We start from the raw sequence: 16,831 nt of genomic DNA, 5'->3' as shown, positions 1-16,831 counted from the left end.
ATGTCCAATCACCACCACCGTCGTCCTGCCCTGAGCCGTCGTCAGTTCCTGGGGCGTAGCGGCATTGCCCTCGGAGGGTTCGCGATCGCTCCGTCGTTGCTCGCCGCATGTGGCTCCGACGACACCGACGCCGGCGGATCGGGGGGCTCTTCGAGTTCTCAGGATGTGAAGAGTCTGTATTTCGCTAACTGGCCGAGTTACATCGATGAGGAGACGGTCGGGCTCTTCGAGGAAGCCTCCGGTATCAAGTTCCGCTACACCGAAGAGTTCAACGACAACTACGAGTACTTCGCGAAGATTCAGCCGCTGCTCAGTGCCGGCAAGCCGATCGAGCCGGACCTCATCGCCCCGACCTCGTGGATGGCGGGACGTCTGATCTCGCTTGGTTGGACCGAGAAGTTGCCCTTCGACCTCATCCCGAACGCCAAGAACCTCGACCCGCAATTCGATACGCCGACGTGGGATCCGACCGGTGAGTTCAGTCTGCCGTGGCAGGCCGGCATGGCGGGCATCTGCTTCAACCAGGCCGCAGCCGGACGTGAGCTGCACACCGTCGAGGACCTGTGGGATCCGGCGTTCAAGGGCAAGATCGGTTTGCTCACCGAATACCGGGACACCCTCGGCATCCTCGGCATGGCGATGGACGTTGACATCGAGAATCCGACTGCGGCAAACATGCAACCGGTTCTGGACCTGATCCAGGAACAGGTCGATTCGGGACAAGTCGGGCGCTTCCACGGCAACGACTATCTCGATGACCTGGCGACAGGCAACCTGGTGGCATGCCTGGGTTGGTCGGGCGACATCGCTCAGCTTGCACTCGACAATCCGGACTGCAAGTTCGTCATCCCGGAGTCCGGAGCGACGCTGTGGGCCGACGCGATGATCGTGCCGAAGGGTGCTGACGGCATCGAGGCGGCAGCGAAGTTCATGGACTTCGTCTATGACCCGGTCAACGCCGCACGCATCGCCGAGTATGTGCAGTTCATCTCACCGGTGCAGGGGGTGAAGGAGGAACTTGAGCGCAAGGGCGGAGAGGCAGCGGAGTTGGCCGCGAACCCGCTCATGTTCCCGACGGATGCCGATAAGGCGAATCTGCGCTCATTCGGCAACCTCAGTGATTCGGACGAGGAAGCCCTCGACGCAGCGTTTTCCAAGCTGCAGGGCAACTAGGCATCCAGCGCGACCGATCGGTTTCGACGATGGCAGACGAAACGAGGAGGCCGGCACGCTTCGCCCCGTGGGTGTTGTTGAGCCCGGGCGGCTTGTTCATGGTCGCGTTCTTCCTCGCCCCGGTCCTCACGCTGGTGCGTTCAGCGTTGTCGAGTCGGCCGTCGAGGTTCGAGAATCCCGAGTTCTCCTGGGAGTTCTCGAACTTCAGCACCGCCCTCGTCGACTACCTTCCCCAGTTCGGCAGGTCGTTCCTTTTTGCCGGGATCGCGACGTTGCTCGCTTTTCTCATCGGGTATCCGTTGGCCTATTTCATCGCCGTTCATGGGGGCCGTTGGAAGGACCTGTTGATCGGGCTGGTGGTGATCCCGTTCTTCACATCGTTTTTGATTCGGACCATCGCATGGACCTCCATCTTGGGAAATCAGTCCTTCGTCACCGATCTCGCACGCAAGGCTTTCGGCGATGGCTTCAACTTCTTGGGTACCCCGATGGCAGTGGTTGGCGGCCTGACTTACAACTTCTTACCGTTCATGATCCTGCCCATTTACGTTGCACTCGAAAAAATCGACTTCCGATTCACCGAGGCCGCCGAGGATCTCTACGCGAGCCCGATTGCCGCATTCTGGCGGGTCATCTTCCCGCTGTCGCTGCCCGGGGTGTTCGCCGGGTCGCTGCTGGTGTTCATTCCGGCGGCAGGAGATTTCATTAACGTCCGGTTCCTCGGCACCCCGAAGCTCACGACCATCGGGTCGGTCGTGCAGGATCAGTTTCTGGTGCAGCTCAACTACCCGGTGGCAGCAGCGATTTCACTCGTGTTGATGGCGATCATCACCGTCGCGGTTCTGATCTATTCGAAACTCTTCGGAACGGATGGGCTGGCAGCATGAGCGGTTCGGTGTCACGTCGTGGCCGCACCCCGCTGTTGGTGATTTCGATCCTCGCGTACGTCTACCTGTTTGCACCGATCCTGTGGATCGTCGTGTTCTCGTTCAACAGGCCCCGGGGTAAGTACAACCTGCAGTGGCGCGAGTTCACGCTGGACAACTGGGCGAACCCGTTCAAGGACGTGCAGCTCACCGACGCCTTCCAACGGAGCCTCATCGTCGCTGCGGTGTCGGTGGCGATCGCCACCGCGGCAGGCGCCGCCATAGCGCTGGCGCTAGCGAAGTACCGCTTCCGCGGAAACAGTGCCGTCGACGTCTTCCTGGTCCTACCGCTCACGACGCCGGAGATCGTGCTCGGCGCATCGTTGTTGAATCTCTTCATCGACCCACTCGACATGGACCGCGGCATGGTGACGATCATCATCGCCCATACCGTCTTTTGTATGAGTTTCGTCGCCATGACGGTCAAGGCCCGCATCCGTGGGTTCGATTGGAGGCTTGAGGAGGCCGCCGCTGATCTGGGGGCGAACCCGTGGTCGACCTTTCGGCGTGTGACCTTTCCGCTCATCCTGCCCGGCGTGTTCGCCGCGGCGCTGTTGAGTTTCGCCCTCTCGATAGACGATTACATCATCACGTCGTTCGTGAAGGGCTCGACAAACACGATGCCCGTACACATCTGGGACTCCTTCAAGGTTGAGTTCCGCCCGCAGGTCAACGTGTTAGCGACGATGATCCTGCTCGTATCGACCTTCCTCCTGGTCGGCTCGACCATCATGTCGGGCCGACGCGAACGCTAGATCGTCTGATCGCCAAACCCGTGCCCGGCCGCTTGCCGTCCGGGTCGTCGCGCCTGTCGTCAGGCCGCGAGCGCGGCGCAGAGCTCGCCGAAGGCGTTGACGTAACGGTCGATGTGTTCGTCTCGGTGTTGCACCGACAGGGTCCACTGTTCTTCGTCGCCCGGGGTCATGAACACGCCGCGGTTGATCATCCAAGGGTACGACGCCAGGTACAGATCCATATTGGTGTCGAGGAAGTCGCGGTAGTTGGTGAGCGGCTCGGGTCGGTACGTCACGCAGCCCTTGGCGCCGAGGTCGACGGTGTGGGCCGGGATGCCGTAGGCCGCGATCGCCTCGTTCATGCCGGCGGTGAGCCGCTCACCGAGCGCCGCGAAGTGTACGTACGCATCGTCGGTGAGGACTTCGGTGAGCGTGGCGAGCGACGCCGCGACCGACAACGGGTTGCCGTTGTAGGTGCCTTGGTGAGCAGCCCCGTGGTTGATGTGATCCATGAGGTCGGCTCTGCCGCCGAAGGCACCGATGGCTGCGCCACCCCCGATGGATTTCGCCCAGCTCGCCAGGTCCGGCTTCACGCCGAAGCGTTCCGCGGCTCCGCCAGCGGCGATCGTGACCCCGCACTTCACCTCGTCGAAGATCAGCACCACGCCGTGGCGGGTGCACAGCTCGCGGATGCGTTCGAGGTAGCCCGGTTCGGGTACCACGATGCCGATGTTCATCATCACCGGTTCCATGATGAGGGCGGCGATCTGATCCCCCTCGGCCTCGAGCAGTCGTTCGAAGGCATCAGCGTCGTTGAACGGCACGATGCGAATCCACTGGTCGAGGTCCTTGGGCATGCCCTTGGACTTCGGGGTCTTGGCCGGGGTGTCGCGCCCGCCCATCGATTCGGCCCCAGGTGTGCAGCTGTACATGAGTTGATCGACGTGGCCGTGATAGGAGCCTTCGATCTTGGCGATGACCTCTCGTCCAGTCGCGGCGCGGGCGAGGCGGATGGCGCTCATGTTCGACTCGGTTCCCGAATTGGTGAACCGGACCTGATCGACGCCGAAACGTCGACACAGTTCCTCCGCCAACGCCACCGTCTTTTCTACCGTCACCGCAAAGTGCATGCCGCTGCGCGCCGCAGTGCAGACAGCATCGGCAACCGCCGGATGAGCATGCCCGACGGCGATGGATCCGAATCCGTTGTGAAAGTCGACGTATTCCGTTCCGTCGACGTCCCACACGTTCGCGCCGACGCCGCGGCTCAGATAGATGGGGTACGGGTCGCCGAGTTGGAAGCTCGACGCGACGCCGCCGGGCATCGAGCGCACCGCCCGCTCATACAGCACCTTTGACGCGGTCGTGTTGGCGAGCACCGTTGCCATTTCAGTCTCCGCGATCGCCTTGGCGTTCGCGGTCAACCGCTCGATCGGGACGGGGTTGGACGGTGTTGGCATGTTCGCTCCCTCAGATTGGGCCGTGGCGAGTGGTGTCGGCGGTTGGGCATCAATTAGCCGCGTCGACTCGCCCGGCTCACCGGTTGCTCGGCAACCCTATCAACCTGACCAATGGGGACGATGGGGCAACATCGGCGGTGTGAGGCGACTCGTTGCAAACCGCGTGGCGATGGGCAAGGCTTCGCTCATGACGGACACGATTCGCAACTTCATCGGTGGACAACAGGTTGACGCTGCGTCGGGGGAGACGACCGATCTCGTCGATCCATGTACCGGAGACGTCTTCGCGTCGGCGGTTCGTTCGGGTGTGGACGACGTCGACCGGGCAGCGCGGGCGGCCGCCGATGCGTTCGCACAGTGGGGGCGCACCACCCCGAGCGAGCGCCAGGCCGCGCTGTTGAAGATCGCCGACGCGATCGAATCCCGCGCCGCGGAGTTCGTCGCTGCGGAGTCGCGCAATACCGGCAAGCCGGTCGAGCTCACGATGAGCGAGGAGATCGGCCCGATGGTCGACCAGATCCGCTTCTTTGCAGGCGCCGCCCGTACCGGTGCCGTGCCGGCGACGGGCGAGTACCTGTCGGGTCACACCAGTTCCATCCGACGCGAGCCGATCGGCGTCGTGGCCCAGGTCGCGCCGTGGAATTATCCGATGATGATGGCGGTGTGGAAGTGGGCCCCTGCGCTCGCCGCGGGCAACACCGTGGTGCTCAAGCCCTCCGACACGACCCCGGTCACCACGGTGATGATGGCGGAACTAATGAACGAGTTTCTCCCGGATGGGGTGTTCAACGTCATCTGCGGCGACCGCGATACCGGCCGGGCGCTGGTCGCACACGAGATCCCACAACTCGTGTCCATCACCGGATCGGTGCGAGCCGGAATGGAGGTGGCACAACAGGCGGCGGCGACGTTGAAGCGATGCCACCTCGAACTCGGTGGAAAGGCGCCGGTCGTGGTGTTCGGCGATGCCGACTTGGATGCGGCGGCCGAGGCCATCGCGGTGGCGGGCTACTTCAACGCCGGTCAGGACTGCACGGCGGCCACCCGTGTTCTCGTCGCCGATGGGGCCTACGACGATTTCGTCGAACGGCTCACCGAACAGGCGCGCAACACCTCCACCGGATTTCCCGATGACCCCGACGTGTTGTACGGCCCGTTGAACAACGCCGCTCAGTTCGCCCGGGTCACCGGCTTCTTCGAGCGGGTTCCCGACCACGCGCAGGTGCGCATCGGCGCCGAACGCGTGGGCGAGTCGGGATTCTTCGTGGCCCCCACGGTCATCAGTGACCTGCGCCAGACCGACGAGCTCATTCAGAACGAGATCTTCGGTCCGGTCATCACGGTGCAGCGGTTTCGCGACGAGCCCGAGGCCGTCGCCTATGCGAACGGCACGCCGTACGGGCTGGCGAGTTCGGTGTGGACCAGCGATCACGGAACCGCGATGCGCATGAGTCGCGCTCTTGACTTCGGTTGCGTGTGGATCAACACCCACATTCCGCTCGTGGCCGAGATGCCCCACGGAGGGTTCAAGATGTCGGGCTACGGCAAGGACCTGTCGGCCTACGCTCTCGACGATTACACCCGTATCAAGCACGTTATGAGCAACATCGACGCCTGACGAGGCGATCTTGGGTGCCCCGGCGGCGGGGCACCCAAGATCCACCGGTGTGGCCGATCAGTCGCTTTGGCCGCGTTTGAACGTGATGATGCGACGCACCTCGTCGACGACACCGAGCGTGAGCGCGGCCGCGACGCAGATGCCCCATTGGCCGAGCGTCAGATTGGTCGTCTCGAAGAGGTTGTTCATAAACGGCGCCTCGATCACCATGATCTGCAACACCGTGACCAGTGCGAGCGCCCCCCACAGGATCTTGTTGGTGAACGTGTGTGGCTGAAAGAGCGTGCCGACGGCTCGCACGTTGAACGCATTGACGATCTGGAACAACACGAACACCGTGAAGGCCATCGTGGCGCCGACGGCCTCGCCCCATTCGCGTTCGCCGTAGCTGAGAATCGACAGCGTGACCGCCGCCATGATGGCGCCATGGAGGCCGATGACGCCGAGTCGGTGGCGATTCAAGATGATCTCGTCGGGTCGGCGCGGCTTGCGCCGCATGACGCCCGGCTTGGGCTTGTCGGTGCCGAGCGCCATCGCCGGGGGGCCGTCCATGATGATGTTGATCCACAGCAGTTGGATGGCGGCGAAGGGTTTGGGCAAGCCGATGAGTTGTGATCCGACGAGGGTGAGGATCGCCCCGATGTTGGTCGCCACCTGGAAGCGCACGAAGGTGACGATGTTGTCGTAGATCGCCCGGCCCTGACCGACCGCGGCGACGATGCTGCCGAGTTGGTCATCGGCGAGGACGACGTCGGCCGCCTCCTTGGAGACTTCGGTGCCGGTGATGCCCATGGCCACGCCGACATCGGCCTGCTTCAGCGAGGGTGCGTCGTTGACCCCGTCGCCGGTCATCGCGGTGACGTTGCCCCGTGCCTGCAGTGAGCGCACGATACGCAACTTGTGTTCGGGCGAGACCCGTGCGAACACGCCGATGTCCTCGACCCGTTCGGTGAGATGCTCGTCGCTCCAGCCGTCGAGTTCGGTCCCCGAGACCGTGTCGCCGACGATGCCGATCTCCTGGGCGATGGCGGTCGCGGTCGTGGGGTGGTCGCCGGTGATCATCTTCAGTGAGATTCCGGCGCGTTGGGCGCGGGCGATTGCGTCGGCGGCCTCTGGTCGCGGGGGATCTGCGAGGCCGACGAGGCCGACGAGTTCGAGCTCGCGGGACAGTTCGACGAGTCGCTCCTGGTTCGCGCCGGCGATGACCGACCGCGGCGCGGTGGTGGTGCACACGGCGAGCACCCGGCGGCCTTGGCGCGCTGCGGCGTCGACCGCTGCCGAGACGAGATCGCGTTGTTCCTCACCGAGGGGAACGGTGCGGTCGCCGTCGCGCATCGCGGAACATCGGCCGATCAGGCGGTCGATGGCGCCCTTGATCGCGAAGCGAACGTTGTCGGGGTCTCCTTCGTCGATGACCGCGACCATGTACTTTCGACCGGAGTCGAACGGGACTTCGGCAACGCGAGGGCGGTCTCGGCGAAGCGTCTCAGCGTCGATGCCGACCTGGGCGGCGAGCCGCACGATGCCGACCTCGGTCGGGTCGCCGACATCTCGGGCGCCCTCGCCGAGCGTGACGATGGCGTCTGAGGACAACACCGCCAACTCGAGGAGGTCGCGTATGCGCGGCTCGTCGAACGAGGCTGCGTCGATATCGACCGAATCGCCGTCGGTCGTGATCTCGTGGCGTTGCCCGGCCGACTGCAATTCAACCGCCGACATGCGATTCATCGTCAAGGTGCCGGTCTTGTCCGAGCAGATCACCGAGGTCGACCCGAGGGTTTCCACGCTGGCGAGGTTCTTGACGATCGCGTTGTGTTTGGCGACCTGGCTGACGCCCAAGGCCAAGGTGACGGTCACGACCGCGGGAAGTCCTTCGGGCACCGCGGCGATCGCCAGGCCGATTGCGGAACCGATGATCTCCTCGAGTGTCTCCCCTCGGGACATGCCCACGACCAGGTACAGGACCATCGCGAAGCCTGCGACCACGGCCAGGCGCTTACCGAGCCCGTCGAGTTGGCGGGCGAGCGGCGTTTCGGTCTGATCGGCGGTGTTGAGGAGTTCGGCGATTCGGCCCATCTCGGTGTCCATGGCCGTTGCGGTGACGACCGCCTCGACCCGCCCCCGAGTGATCGTGGTGTTCATCCAGATCATGTTGTTGCGGTCGCCGAGCGGGACCTCTGCCTTCGCGATGGCGGCCTCGCGCTTGTCGACCGCCATCGACTCGCCGGTCAATGAGGACTCGTCGGCTTCGCCGTCGTAGCTCGCCAGGATGCGGGCGTCGGCAGGGACCCGGTCGCCGGCTTCGAGCGAGATCACGTCTCCCGGGACCAATTCGGTGGCGTCGATATCGTGGAGGGACCCGTCGCGTCGCACCCGAGCGGTTGCTGACAACATCGCCTTGAGAGCGTCGAGGGAGTTCTCCGCCCGCGCTTCCTGCACGGTGCCGAGGATGGCGTTGATGACCAGTACCGACGCGATGACGATGGCGTCTTTCACATCGCCGACAGCCGCTGCGGCCACCGCTCCGATCGCGAGCAGCAGGATCAGTACGGACTTGAACTGATCGATAAAGCGTCGCCACAGGGGCGTCGACGGCTTTTCCGCCAGACGATTGGGTCCGAAGGTGGCAAGGCGGTGGGCCACCTCTGCGCTCGAGAGCCCTTCGGAGCGGTCGGTGCCGAGTTGCTCACTCACGACCTCCGATTCGAGCGTCCAAGCTGGAGCATCGGTTGTGGGGGATGGCCGGCCATCTGGTCGTGTTTGGGCGGGAGAGACCGGGTTCATGGGCGCGTAGGCTCCTTCGGGTCGTTGGACGGAACGAACCGAAGGTCTTCCCCACCTCGCATCGGCCACCGGTCGAACGGGGTGGCCGGCACCGGGACCAGCGACGCATCGGCGTCGGTGGTGCCGTGATGACGATGCCGGCACTTGCGGGGTACTCCCCTTCGTGTTGTTGAGGGCGTTGAGGCGCCGCGAGCACTGTAGCGCGAGCAGCGGGTCGCCTCGGGTGCTGGGCCTGAGACCTCCGGCACTGTCGGTTACGGCCACCCGGATCGACTGTCGGTGGTCGCGGAGATGATGTGATCATGCAGTCCCGCTCCCTCCATTTCGCAGAATCGGTTCGTGCACTGTCCGCAACCGCACGTGGTCTGGGGCTCGACGTGCCGGCCATCAGGAGCCGGCCACGGCGAGCAGACCTCGACCGGTCGTTGCGGCGCCGAAGCGATGGGCAGGTCGTGGTGTCGGTTCGGCTCGACGAGCGTCCGTTCGCTGCGGTGCAGGCCGATCTCGTGGAGGCGTTCGTGGTCGTCAACGAGTTCGTGGGGGCCGATGCCGCGCTGCTTCGCCGGTCCTTGTGGCAGTCGCTTGAGGTCGACGGCCTTCTCGGTCCAACCGAAGCTCCGATCGCACCTTCGCGAACCCCGCTCGATGTGGTCGCCGCGTGAGCGCGCGGCACGGCCTCGCCATTTCGCGCACTGCACGCGGCGTGCAACACTTCGTCGGTGTCCCGGCCCTCGCACCACATCCCGGTCATCGACTTGTCGGCCGAGTCCGACGAGGTGCTGGCTCAGCGCCTCGACGCCGCATGTCGTGACCGTGGGTTTTTCGTCGTCACCGGACACGGTGTGCGATCTGAGCTCATCGCCGACCTCGAGGCTGTTGCCCGCGCGTTCTTCGCGCTCGACCCCGAGGTGAAGAGCGAGATCGCCATGGACGATGGCGGTAAGGCATGGCGTGGCTGGTTTGCGCTGGGTTCCGAATTGACCGCGGGGCGTCCCGACCACAAGGAAGGGATCTACTTCGGTTCGGAACTCCCCGCAGATGACCCTCGGCCGCTTCACGGCCCGAACCTCTTTCCGAGTCACCCTGCGGAGATGCGCGACGTCGTGCTCGAATACATCGAGGCGGTCGCCGCCCTTGGGCGTCGCATCGTCGCGCTCCTCGATCGGGGTCTCGGCTTGGACGGAGGTCTGGTGAGCCTCGTCGACGACCCGACCGTGTTGTTTCGGATCTTTGCGTACCCACCGGCGGTGGCCGACGGCGTGGAGGGGTGGGGCGTCGCTGAACACAGCGACTATGGCCTGATCACGCTGTTGCTGCAGGATCACATCGGAGGCCTGCAGGTCGCGTCGGATGACGGATGGATCGACGTGGAGCCGATCGCGGGCTCGTTTGTCTGCAATATCGGAGACATGTTGGAGCGGGCGACCGGCGGAACATACCGGTCCACCCCGCACCGAGTGCGAAACGCCAGTTCACAACTTCGTCTGTCGTTCCCACTGTTTTTCGACCCGGGCTGGTCGGTTCGGGTCACACGCCTGATCGCTTCCGAAGGCGCCGGCCGCCGACGTTGGGACCGCGAGGATCCGCTGCTTTTTGAGGGGACCTACGGCGAGTACCTCATGAGTCGTGTCCGTCGAGTCTTTCCCCAGCTTGGTGAGGCGTACCTGGACGAGCGCTTGTGAGTGGTGCCCCGAGCGGGCGGCACCGACTCATCCGGGTCGATGGGTCCGGCCGTTTGGGTAAAGGCCGCGGCGGTGGGCCGAACGGACCACCGACTGGCCAATTCGCGCTACTTCAGGTGCCATCCTTCAATTTCCTGTGACGGGTGCCGATCGAGTCGCATGACGCGTGACGTCTCAGTGGAGACCGATTGGATTGACCCGTTCTGGCAGCGGCTGAGCCAACGCGTGCACGACCCGGTGTTCATCCTCGATCGAGCGGGTACCTGTCTGTCGGTATCCAACGTCGTCAGCGCCGAGACCGGCTACTCGGTCGACGAATTGGTCGGCCGCCCGTTCGCCGAGTTGGCGAGCGAATCGGAGCGCGAACGCGTCGCCAGGTGCCTGTCGGAAAGCGGATCGTCCGGGGGCCTCAGCGAACCGGTCGAGATCTCGATGACGATGTGTTCTGCGGTGTCGGAGACCTTCGAGGTTCAGCTTTCGATCTGGGCCGATGTGCTCGACGGTCGTTCCGTGATCGTGGTGATCATGCAACGTTCGACGGTTGCGCGTTCCGCCGAACGCCTGTTGCGGAGAAAGGAATCGCTCGAAACCCTCATCACCCGGTTCCAATACCGCGCAGCGCACACCGTTGCAGACGACGTCGATGACATCATCGAGTCGGGCCTCGGAGAGGCTGCGATCTTTCTCGGCGCCGATCGCGGGTACGTGGTCTCCTTTGACGCCGCGGCGGAGTTCGAGACGATGACCCATGAGTGGACCGCTTGGGGCATCCCGCCCCAGCGCCACGAGTACGTGTCGGTTCCGCTGTCGCTCACCCCGCTCGCTGCCAGCGCCCAATCGGCGTTGGAGGTGCTCGCTGTTCGCGATGTTTCGAAACTCCCTCCGGAATGGAGTATCGACCGCGAGTTCCTCGAGGAGTTGGGGATCAGTTCGTTCCTGGAGTTGCCCATCGTGATCGGCGGGCGTGCAGTGGCCGCCATGGGATTCGAGTGGCACACCCGCACGGGCGACTGGGCCGACAGCGATCTGATCCTGCTCGGCACCGTTGCCGCAACGTGCGCCCAACTACTCGGATCGGCAGAGGCCGAAGACGAAATGCGTCGACGCTCGCGCCACGATGAACTGACCGGGCTGTTGAACCGTACGGGGCTCGTGGCCGAACTCAACGAGATGCTCGCATCGGCGGCGCAGCCTGGCCGCGTGGGCGTGCTCGTGGTCGATGTGGACGGGTTCAATGCGCTCAACGATAGCCTCGGCTCGACGGCGGGTGACCTGGTGTTGAAACGCATCGGTGCCCGTCTGCGTGGGTTGATTCGGCCGGGGGACGCGGTCGCCAGAATCGCTTCCGACGAGTTCGCGATCGGGGTCGGCGAGTGTCAAAGCGACTGGGCGCTGTATGAGATGACCCGACGAATCTGCGAAGAGCTCGCCGAGCCATACGAGATCGACGGCCAACAGCTCCGTTTGACGGTGAGCGCTGGGATCGGGGTCGGCGTCGATGGAGACGAAGGCGCGGCGGAGGGCCTGATACGACGCAGCACCGCCGCCATGAACCGATCCCGCGGGCAGGGCCCAGGGGGTGTGTCGACGTATGACCCGAGCGTCGAGGAACAAACCGCGCAGCGCTATGCCCTCGAGCAGCGGCTGCGTGGTGCACTCGAACGCGGAGAATTTCAGGTGCATTACCAACCCGAGGTCGACATGGTGTCGGGCAGGGTCATCGGCGCCGAGGCACTGTTGCGGTGGCACTGCGACGGCGAACTGCAAGACGCGTTTCGGTTCGTGCCGGTCATCGAGGAGACCGGGCTCATCGTGCCGGTCGGCCGTTGGGTGCTGAACGAAGCGGTCCGGCAGGCTCGAGTTTGGCGTGAGTCGATCGGAGATCGGGCCTTTGTCATGCGCGTCAACCTGTCGGCGCGCCAGCTTGATGACGACAACCTCGTCGATCAGGTGGCGGAGGCGCTCGAGCGCGAGGGTTTCCCGGCAGGGTGCCTGTGTCTGGAGATCACCGAGTCGTCGCTCATGAGCGATGTGGAGCGGTCGGCCGAATTGTTGGGCCGGCTTCGTGCACTCGGCGTCGGGCTGGCGATCGACGACTTCGGCACCGGGTATTCGTCGCTGTCCTATCTCAAACGGTTCCCTGTCGATGTGTTGAAGGTCGACCGGTCATTCGTCACCGGCGTCGATCACGATGCCCAGGATCAGGCGATCGTGCGGTCGGTGGTCACCCTCGCCGAGGCGCTCAAAATGTCGGTGACCGCTGAGGGAATAGAGACCGAGGCCCACGCTCGGACCCTGATCGAGCTGGGGTGCCGCCGTGGTCAGGGCTGGTGGTACGCACGAGCGGTGGATCCGGCCACGTTCGAATCGATGCTTGACGCGGAACTGTCGCCGGTCGCCTTCGCCACGTGATCGCCCGGATCGGTCGCGGCGACGTTTCGCATTGTTGATTCCCGCCCCGCCGTGGGTGGTTGAAGGCGCGTAACGTGAGCCGTATGCGCAGCACCGAATCGTCCTTTGTCGGAGCCGGGGGTGTCCGGGTTTATACCGTTGAGTGGTTGCCCGAGGGGGAGCCGGTGGCCGACATCGTGCTCATCCACGGGTACGGCGAACACTCGGGTCGGTACCTGCCCTGGGTGGAACGCTTCGTGGCGGCGGGCTATCGGGTCGCATCGCTCGACCATCGGGGCCATGGGAAGACAACCGGCGTGAAACGGGGCGAGGTCGACTCCTTCGACTCGCTGGTCGACGATCTGTCGGCGTATGTCGACGCGGTTCGTTGCGAACGTCCGTTGTTTCTCTACGGGCACTCGATGGGGGGCCTCGCCGCGACCCGACTTGCCGAGCGCGGCGACGAGCGCTTCGCTGGCATCGTCTTGACGGGGCCGGCCCTTGCCGTGGCCGACGCGATCCCGTCCGTGCTGGTGAAGGTCGCGAACGTCGTGGGTAAGCTGGCGCCGAAACTGCCGACGATCCAGCTCGACGGCAATGCCATCTCGCGGGTTCAGGAGGTGCGCGACGCCTACGACGCCGACCCGCTCAACTTCCGCGGCAAGATGACCGCCGGCACCGGTCGGGAACTCAACGTGAACTTCGCCGCCGCACACGCACAGGCCGCGCGAATCTCGGTCCCGCTGCTGGTACTGCACGGCGAGGCCGATGCGCTCGCCGCCGTGGAAGGGTCTCGGAACCTCGTCACCGAGGTCTCCTCCACCGACGTGACGTTGCGGACCTGGCCGGGGGCCTTTCACGAACTGCACCACGAACCCGAACGCGACGAGGTGTTCGAAGTGGTGAGCGACTGGCTCGCCGCTCATCGTTAGCGTCGCTCCATCCAACGCCTGCGGAAGCGTTGGGGCCGGGGCAGTGGACTCAGTTCGTGCCTCAGATGGTGCCTCAGATGGTGTCTCAGTGGGGGTCGAGGACGACGAGCGGGATCACGCGACCTGTCGATGCTTCGTAGCCGGCGAACCCCGGGAACTCCTGTTTCTGGGCCTCCCAGATCGGGGTGCGTTCCTCCGCAGACGCGGTCCGGGCGGTAAACGCTCGTGTTCCCGAGCCGATCTCCGCTGTCACCTCTGGGTTGGCGGAGAGGTTGTGGTACCAGGCGGGGTGGCTGTCAGATCCAGCTTTGGATGCGAATACCGCAACCCGCCCGTCGCCGAGGTCCCGGTACATCATCGGGTTGACGCGCTCCGCCCCGGACTTCGCTCCTGTCGTATGCAACAGGAGCAGCGGAGCGCCCTCGAAGTTGCCACCGACCTTGCCATCATTGGCGCGGAACTCGTCGATGATCTGGCGGTTCCGGTCGTTCATCTCATTCGTGTCACTCATCTGGGCGTCCTTTCGGTGTCATCGTGCCCGGGGCGAGACTCGAACCCGCACGCCCCTTTCGGAGCTGAGGGGTTTGAGCCCTCGGGTTGGGGTGACGAGTGGTGCCGGGCAGGCTGGTGGAGTGTCGTTCTCCGGGCGATTCCGGGGGTCTCAGGGGCCCTTCGTGACGACCGGTGGGGTCAGGTGCGAGTCGGTTCCAAGAAGTTCGCGACTATTTCGCGACTGCTCAAGTCTGCCACGACCGGGTTCCGCCCTTCTCGCCGGTCCTCAAACGTCACTCCACATGTCCGCTGACGATCTGATCGAATGCGCCGTGCGTCAAATGAGTTGACAGTCGGCCAGCAGATCGGGCACCGTTAGTGTCAATAGTTCAGCCCGCCCAGGTTCGCCCGGTGTGGGCTGGATCTCTTTTCGGTCGAAGTGGGAGACGATGCCGAAACCTCTGAAGCCGCATGTGCCGACCGGTGCTCTGGTCGAGAAGCTTCTGAGTCGAGGAATGCTCATCGACGGCCCCTTCGCAGCGGCCTCACCAACGAGCTCGGTGCTCTCGGCCCGCTCGCCTACCGCGACCCAGCCAACTACCGCCCCGACTTCGAGCACAGGCGCTGGCTGGAAACAGCGGACAGCAGGATAGAACGAGCCGCCAGGTCAAGCGCCTCTGTACGCCACTACGCGGCTGAATACGGAAAGCGATACCCGCTGTGGGTACTGGCCGATCACCTCGACTTCGCCGACAGCTCGCGACTCTACGAGGGGCTCCCTGCTCGTCTCCAGTGGGCTGTCGCCGAGCGGATCGGCGTTCGCATCGACCTGTCAAAGCTCAGCAAGCGCCAGCAGGAGAAGGCCAAGAAGCACCACCCACTCGTCCGATGGCTTGAGCAGCTCACCATCGTTCGCAACACCAGTGCCCACCACTCGAGGCCCTGGAATCGGTCCGTCACACCAGCCAGCACGGCAGGGCTGGCAAGCATCCCAGGGCTTTCGACGCTGCCCGACGGCCAGAGCGAACGCATCTATGGAGCCGCGCTGGTCACAGCGCAGATCCTGACCACTGTCTCGCCCGGATCGTCGTGGGCGCCCAAGCTGCGGAGCCTGATCCTCGAGTCGCTTGAGGCGATTCCTCGTCGTCGCGCAGGCGAGATGGGGTGCCCTGCCGGGTGGGACTCAGCCGTCGAGTCCCCGCTCGCCAAGTAGCGCCCGGCACCACAAGGACACGCTCGGCGTTCGACCGTCGGGGCCGACACACCAGATCGGCGGTCGCCGCTAGCCAGGAGGGTGGCATCCATGTCGGTTTTCAAAACCCTTGAAAACACATCGTGCCCGGGGCGGGACTCGAACCCGCACGCCCCTTTCGGAGCTGAGGGGTTTAAGCCCTCTGCGTCTGCCATTTCGCCACCCGGGCATCGTGTCGGTCGCTGTTCGCGACGTTGCGCATCGTAGTGAGGCGCCGCCCCTTGCGGTATCGGAATCGGGTCGCTCAGGACCAGTAAGTTCCTTCGACCATGGCTTCGAGGGCTGCGCGGTGAAGGATGGCGTCGTCGGGGTCCTCGGGCATTTCCTGGTCGCCGAAATGCGCCATCCGTCGTGAGATTCGTGTGAACACGATGCCGTGGCGCACCGCGCTGTACATGAGATACCAGTCCATGTTTTGCGGGCGATGTCCGCTCAGTTCTTCATAGAGCGATTCCATGCGGTCGCGTCGCAGGAAGTCGGGCATTGCCTGCAACCCCATCTGAACGGCGATGTCGTCGAAGAAGCGGTGGAGGAAGATCAGCCAGGCAAGGTCGAGTTCGCGTGGCCCCAACGCCGCCATTTCCCAGTCGAGTACCGCCACCGGTTCGAAATCGCGATACATGATGTTGCCGATCCGGGCGTCGCCCCAGCTCAGCACGGTTTCGCCCTCATCGGAGGGCCAGTTGGATTCGAGCCATTCGAAACAGCGGTCCAACAGCGGCGAGGCCTCGTCGCCGACCGACCAGTCCAGCCAGGCGCGGGCGGCATCGACGTGGCAACGCAATGCGCTTCGCCCATCGTCCGGTTCCGGGGCGAGGCTCGGCACCGAAACCTGTGGGTCTGCGATGGCGGCGACCTTGGTCAACACGTCGACCGTCGTGCGCTCCATCCGCTCGCGGTCGCTGTCGGTTGCCTCCGACACCCAACTGCCGAAGGTGTAAGGCATGAGATCGGGGGGAACGTCGCCGACGCTTCGCCCCATCACGAAAGACGGCGCTCCGAGCGGTTCGGGGGACGGCTCGTTCCACAACAGCCGGGGAATCGGCACGTCGGTTCGTTCGCCGACGAGCGCCATGACGTCGTATTGCAGGCTCAGGTCGTAGCGGGAAAACACCGGCATCGAGTCGCTCGGTGGGGCGATGCGCACCACCAGATCGTGGTCGCCTCGCCCATCGGGTGAATCCCACACGGCGCTCACCAGGATCGTCTCGCTCGACATGCCGTTGGACTCCGGAGCTTCGAACGACGTGATGACCGGGTTGGCGTCGTCACCGAGCTGTTCGCGCAGCCAGCTTTCGAAACGTCGTCGCAGTTCGCCGTGGTCGCGGCTGGATTTGGTGACCCGTGGTGTGTCGTTCTGATTCAACGAAGTGCCCCCATTTCGAAC

Annotated in this window: 13 protein-coding genes and 1 tRNA gene; 9 read left to right on the top strand and 5 right to left on the bottom strand. The window is 64.5% G+C overall.

Annotated features, from left to right (window positions below; translation table 11 throughout):
- From M9952_13555 to M9952_13545, 3 genes are read left to right on the top strand one after another with little or no spacing between them, the layout of a single operon-like run.
- Positions 1–1,173 carry a spermidine/putrescine ABC transporter substrate-binding protein gene (locus M9952_13555; protein MCO5313951.1) on the top strand — a complete coding sequence of 391 codons (1,173 nt, stop codon included), beginning with the start codon at positions 1–3 and terminating at the stop codon, positions 1,171–1,173.
- A gap of 29 nt (positions 1,174–1,202) precedes the next feature.
- On the top strand, positions 1,203–2,060 hold the full coding sequence (locus M9952_13550; GenBank protein MCO5313950.1) for an ABC transporter permease: 858 nt from the start codon (positions 1,203–1,205) through the stop codon (positions 2,058–2,060).
- Positions 2,057–2,854 (top strand): ABC transporter permease, encoded by a 798-nt coding sequence (locus tag M9952_13545; GenBank protein ID MCO5313949.1) that lies wholly within the window; start codon positions 2,057–2,059, stop codon positions 2,852–2,854. Before M9952_13550 ends, M9952_13545 begins: the two co-directional genes overlap by 4 nt.
- A 59-nt stretch (positions 2,855–2,913) precedes the next feature.
- Here the strand turns inward: M9952_13545 and M9952_13540 are convergent, their stop codons facing one another.
- Positions 2,914–4,293: an aspartate aminotransferase family protein gene (locus M9952_13540; GenBank protein MCO5313948.1), complete on the bottom strand. Its 1,380-nt coding sequence runs from the start codon at positions 4,291–4,293 to the stop codon at positions 2,914–2,916.
- 187 nt (positions 4,294–4,480) lie between these two features.
- Here M9952_13540 and M9952_13535 point away from each other — a divergent pair, with 187 nt between their 5' ends.
- Positions 4,481–5,911: an aminobutyraldehyde dehydrogenase gene (locus tag M9952_13535; GenBank protein ID MCO5313947.1), complete on the top strand. Its 1,431-nt coding sequence runs from the start codon at positions 4,481–4,483 to the stop codon at positions 5,909–5,911.
- Between the two features lie 57 nt (positions 5,912–5,968).
- Here M9952_13535 and M9952_13530 read toward each other — a convergent pair whose 3' ends face one another.
- The gene (locus M9952_13530; protein ID MCO5313946.1) at positions 5,969–8,605 is read right to left on the bottom strand and encodes a cation-transporting P-type ATPase; all 2,637 of its coding nucleotides are present in this window, start codon (positions 8,603–8,605) and stop codon (positions 5,969–5,971) included.
- 392 nt (positions 8,606–8,997) lie between these two features.
- Between M9952_13530 and M9952_13525 the strand changes: the two genes are divergently transcribed.
- From M9952_13525 to M9952_13510, 4 genes are all read left to right on the top strand, one after another.
- The gene (locus tag M9952_13525; GenBank protein MCO5313945.1) at positions 8,998–9,357 is read left to right on the top strand and encodes a hypothetical protein; all 360 of its coding nucleotides are present in this window, start codon (positions 8,998–9,000) and stop codon (positions 9,355–9,357) included.
- 57 nt (positions 9,358–9,414) lie between these two features.
- Entirely contained in the window at positions 9,415–10,377 is a 963-nt protein-coding gene (locus tag M9952_13520; protein ID MCO5313944.1) for an isopenicillin N synthase family oxygenase, read from the top strand.
- 159 nt (positions 10,378–10,536) lie between these two features.
- On the top strand, positions 10,537–12,789 hold the full coding sequence (locus M9952_13515; protein MCO5313943.1) for an EAL domain-containing protein: 2,253 nt from the start codon (positions 10,537–10,539) through the stop codon (positions 12,787–12,789).
- 83 nt (positions 12,790–12,872) lie between these two features.
- Positions 12,873–13,700 carry a lysophospholipase gene (locus tag M9952_13510; protein MCO5313942.1) on the top strand — a complete coding sequence of 276 codons (828 nt, stop codon included), beginning with the start codon at positions 12,873–12,875 and terminating at the stop codon, positions 13,698–13,700.
- An 85-nt stretch (positions 13,701–13,785) separates the two neighbouring features.
- Here M9952_13510 and M9952_13505 read toward each other — a convergent pair whose 3' ends face one another.
- Positions 13,786–14,211 (bottom strand): nitroreductase family deazaflavin-dependent oxidoreductase, encoded by a 426-nt coding sequence (locus tag M9952_13505; GenBank protein MCO5313941.1) that lies wholly within the window; start codon positions 14,209–14,211, stop codon positions 13,786–13,788.
- A 420-nt stretch (positions 14,212–14,631) separates the two neighbouring features.
- Between M9952_13505 and M9952_13500 the strand changes: the two genes are divergently transcribed.
- Positions 14,632–15,405, top strand: a complete 774-nt coding sequence (locus tag M9952_13500) for an Abi family protein (protein MCO5313940.1) — start codon at positions 14,632–14,634, stop codon at positions 15,403–15,405.
- Between the two features lie 123 nt (positions 15,406–15,528).
- On the opposite strand, the gene M9952_13495 is transcribed toward M9952_13500, so the two are convergent.
- Positions 15,529–15,613 (bottom strand) — tRNA-Leu (locus M9952_13495).
- Positions 15,614–15,688: 75 nt separating this feature from the next.
- Complete coding sequence (locus M9952_13490) at positions 15,689–16,810, bottom strand: phosphotransferase family protein (protein ID MCO5313939.1); 1,122 nt, start codon at positions 16,808–16,810, stop codon at positions 15,689–15,691.
- Between the last annotated feature and the right edge of the window lie 21 nt (positions 16,811–16,831).

It is taken from the genome of Microthrixaceae bacterium, assembly GCA_023957975.1.
Classification (GTDB): domain Bacteria; phylum Actinomycetota; class Acidimicrobiia; order Acidimicrobiales; family Microtrichaceae; genus JAMLGM01.
This window is presented reverse-complemented; position numbering and strand designations above follow the sequence as displayed.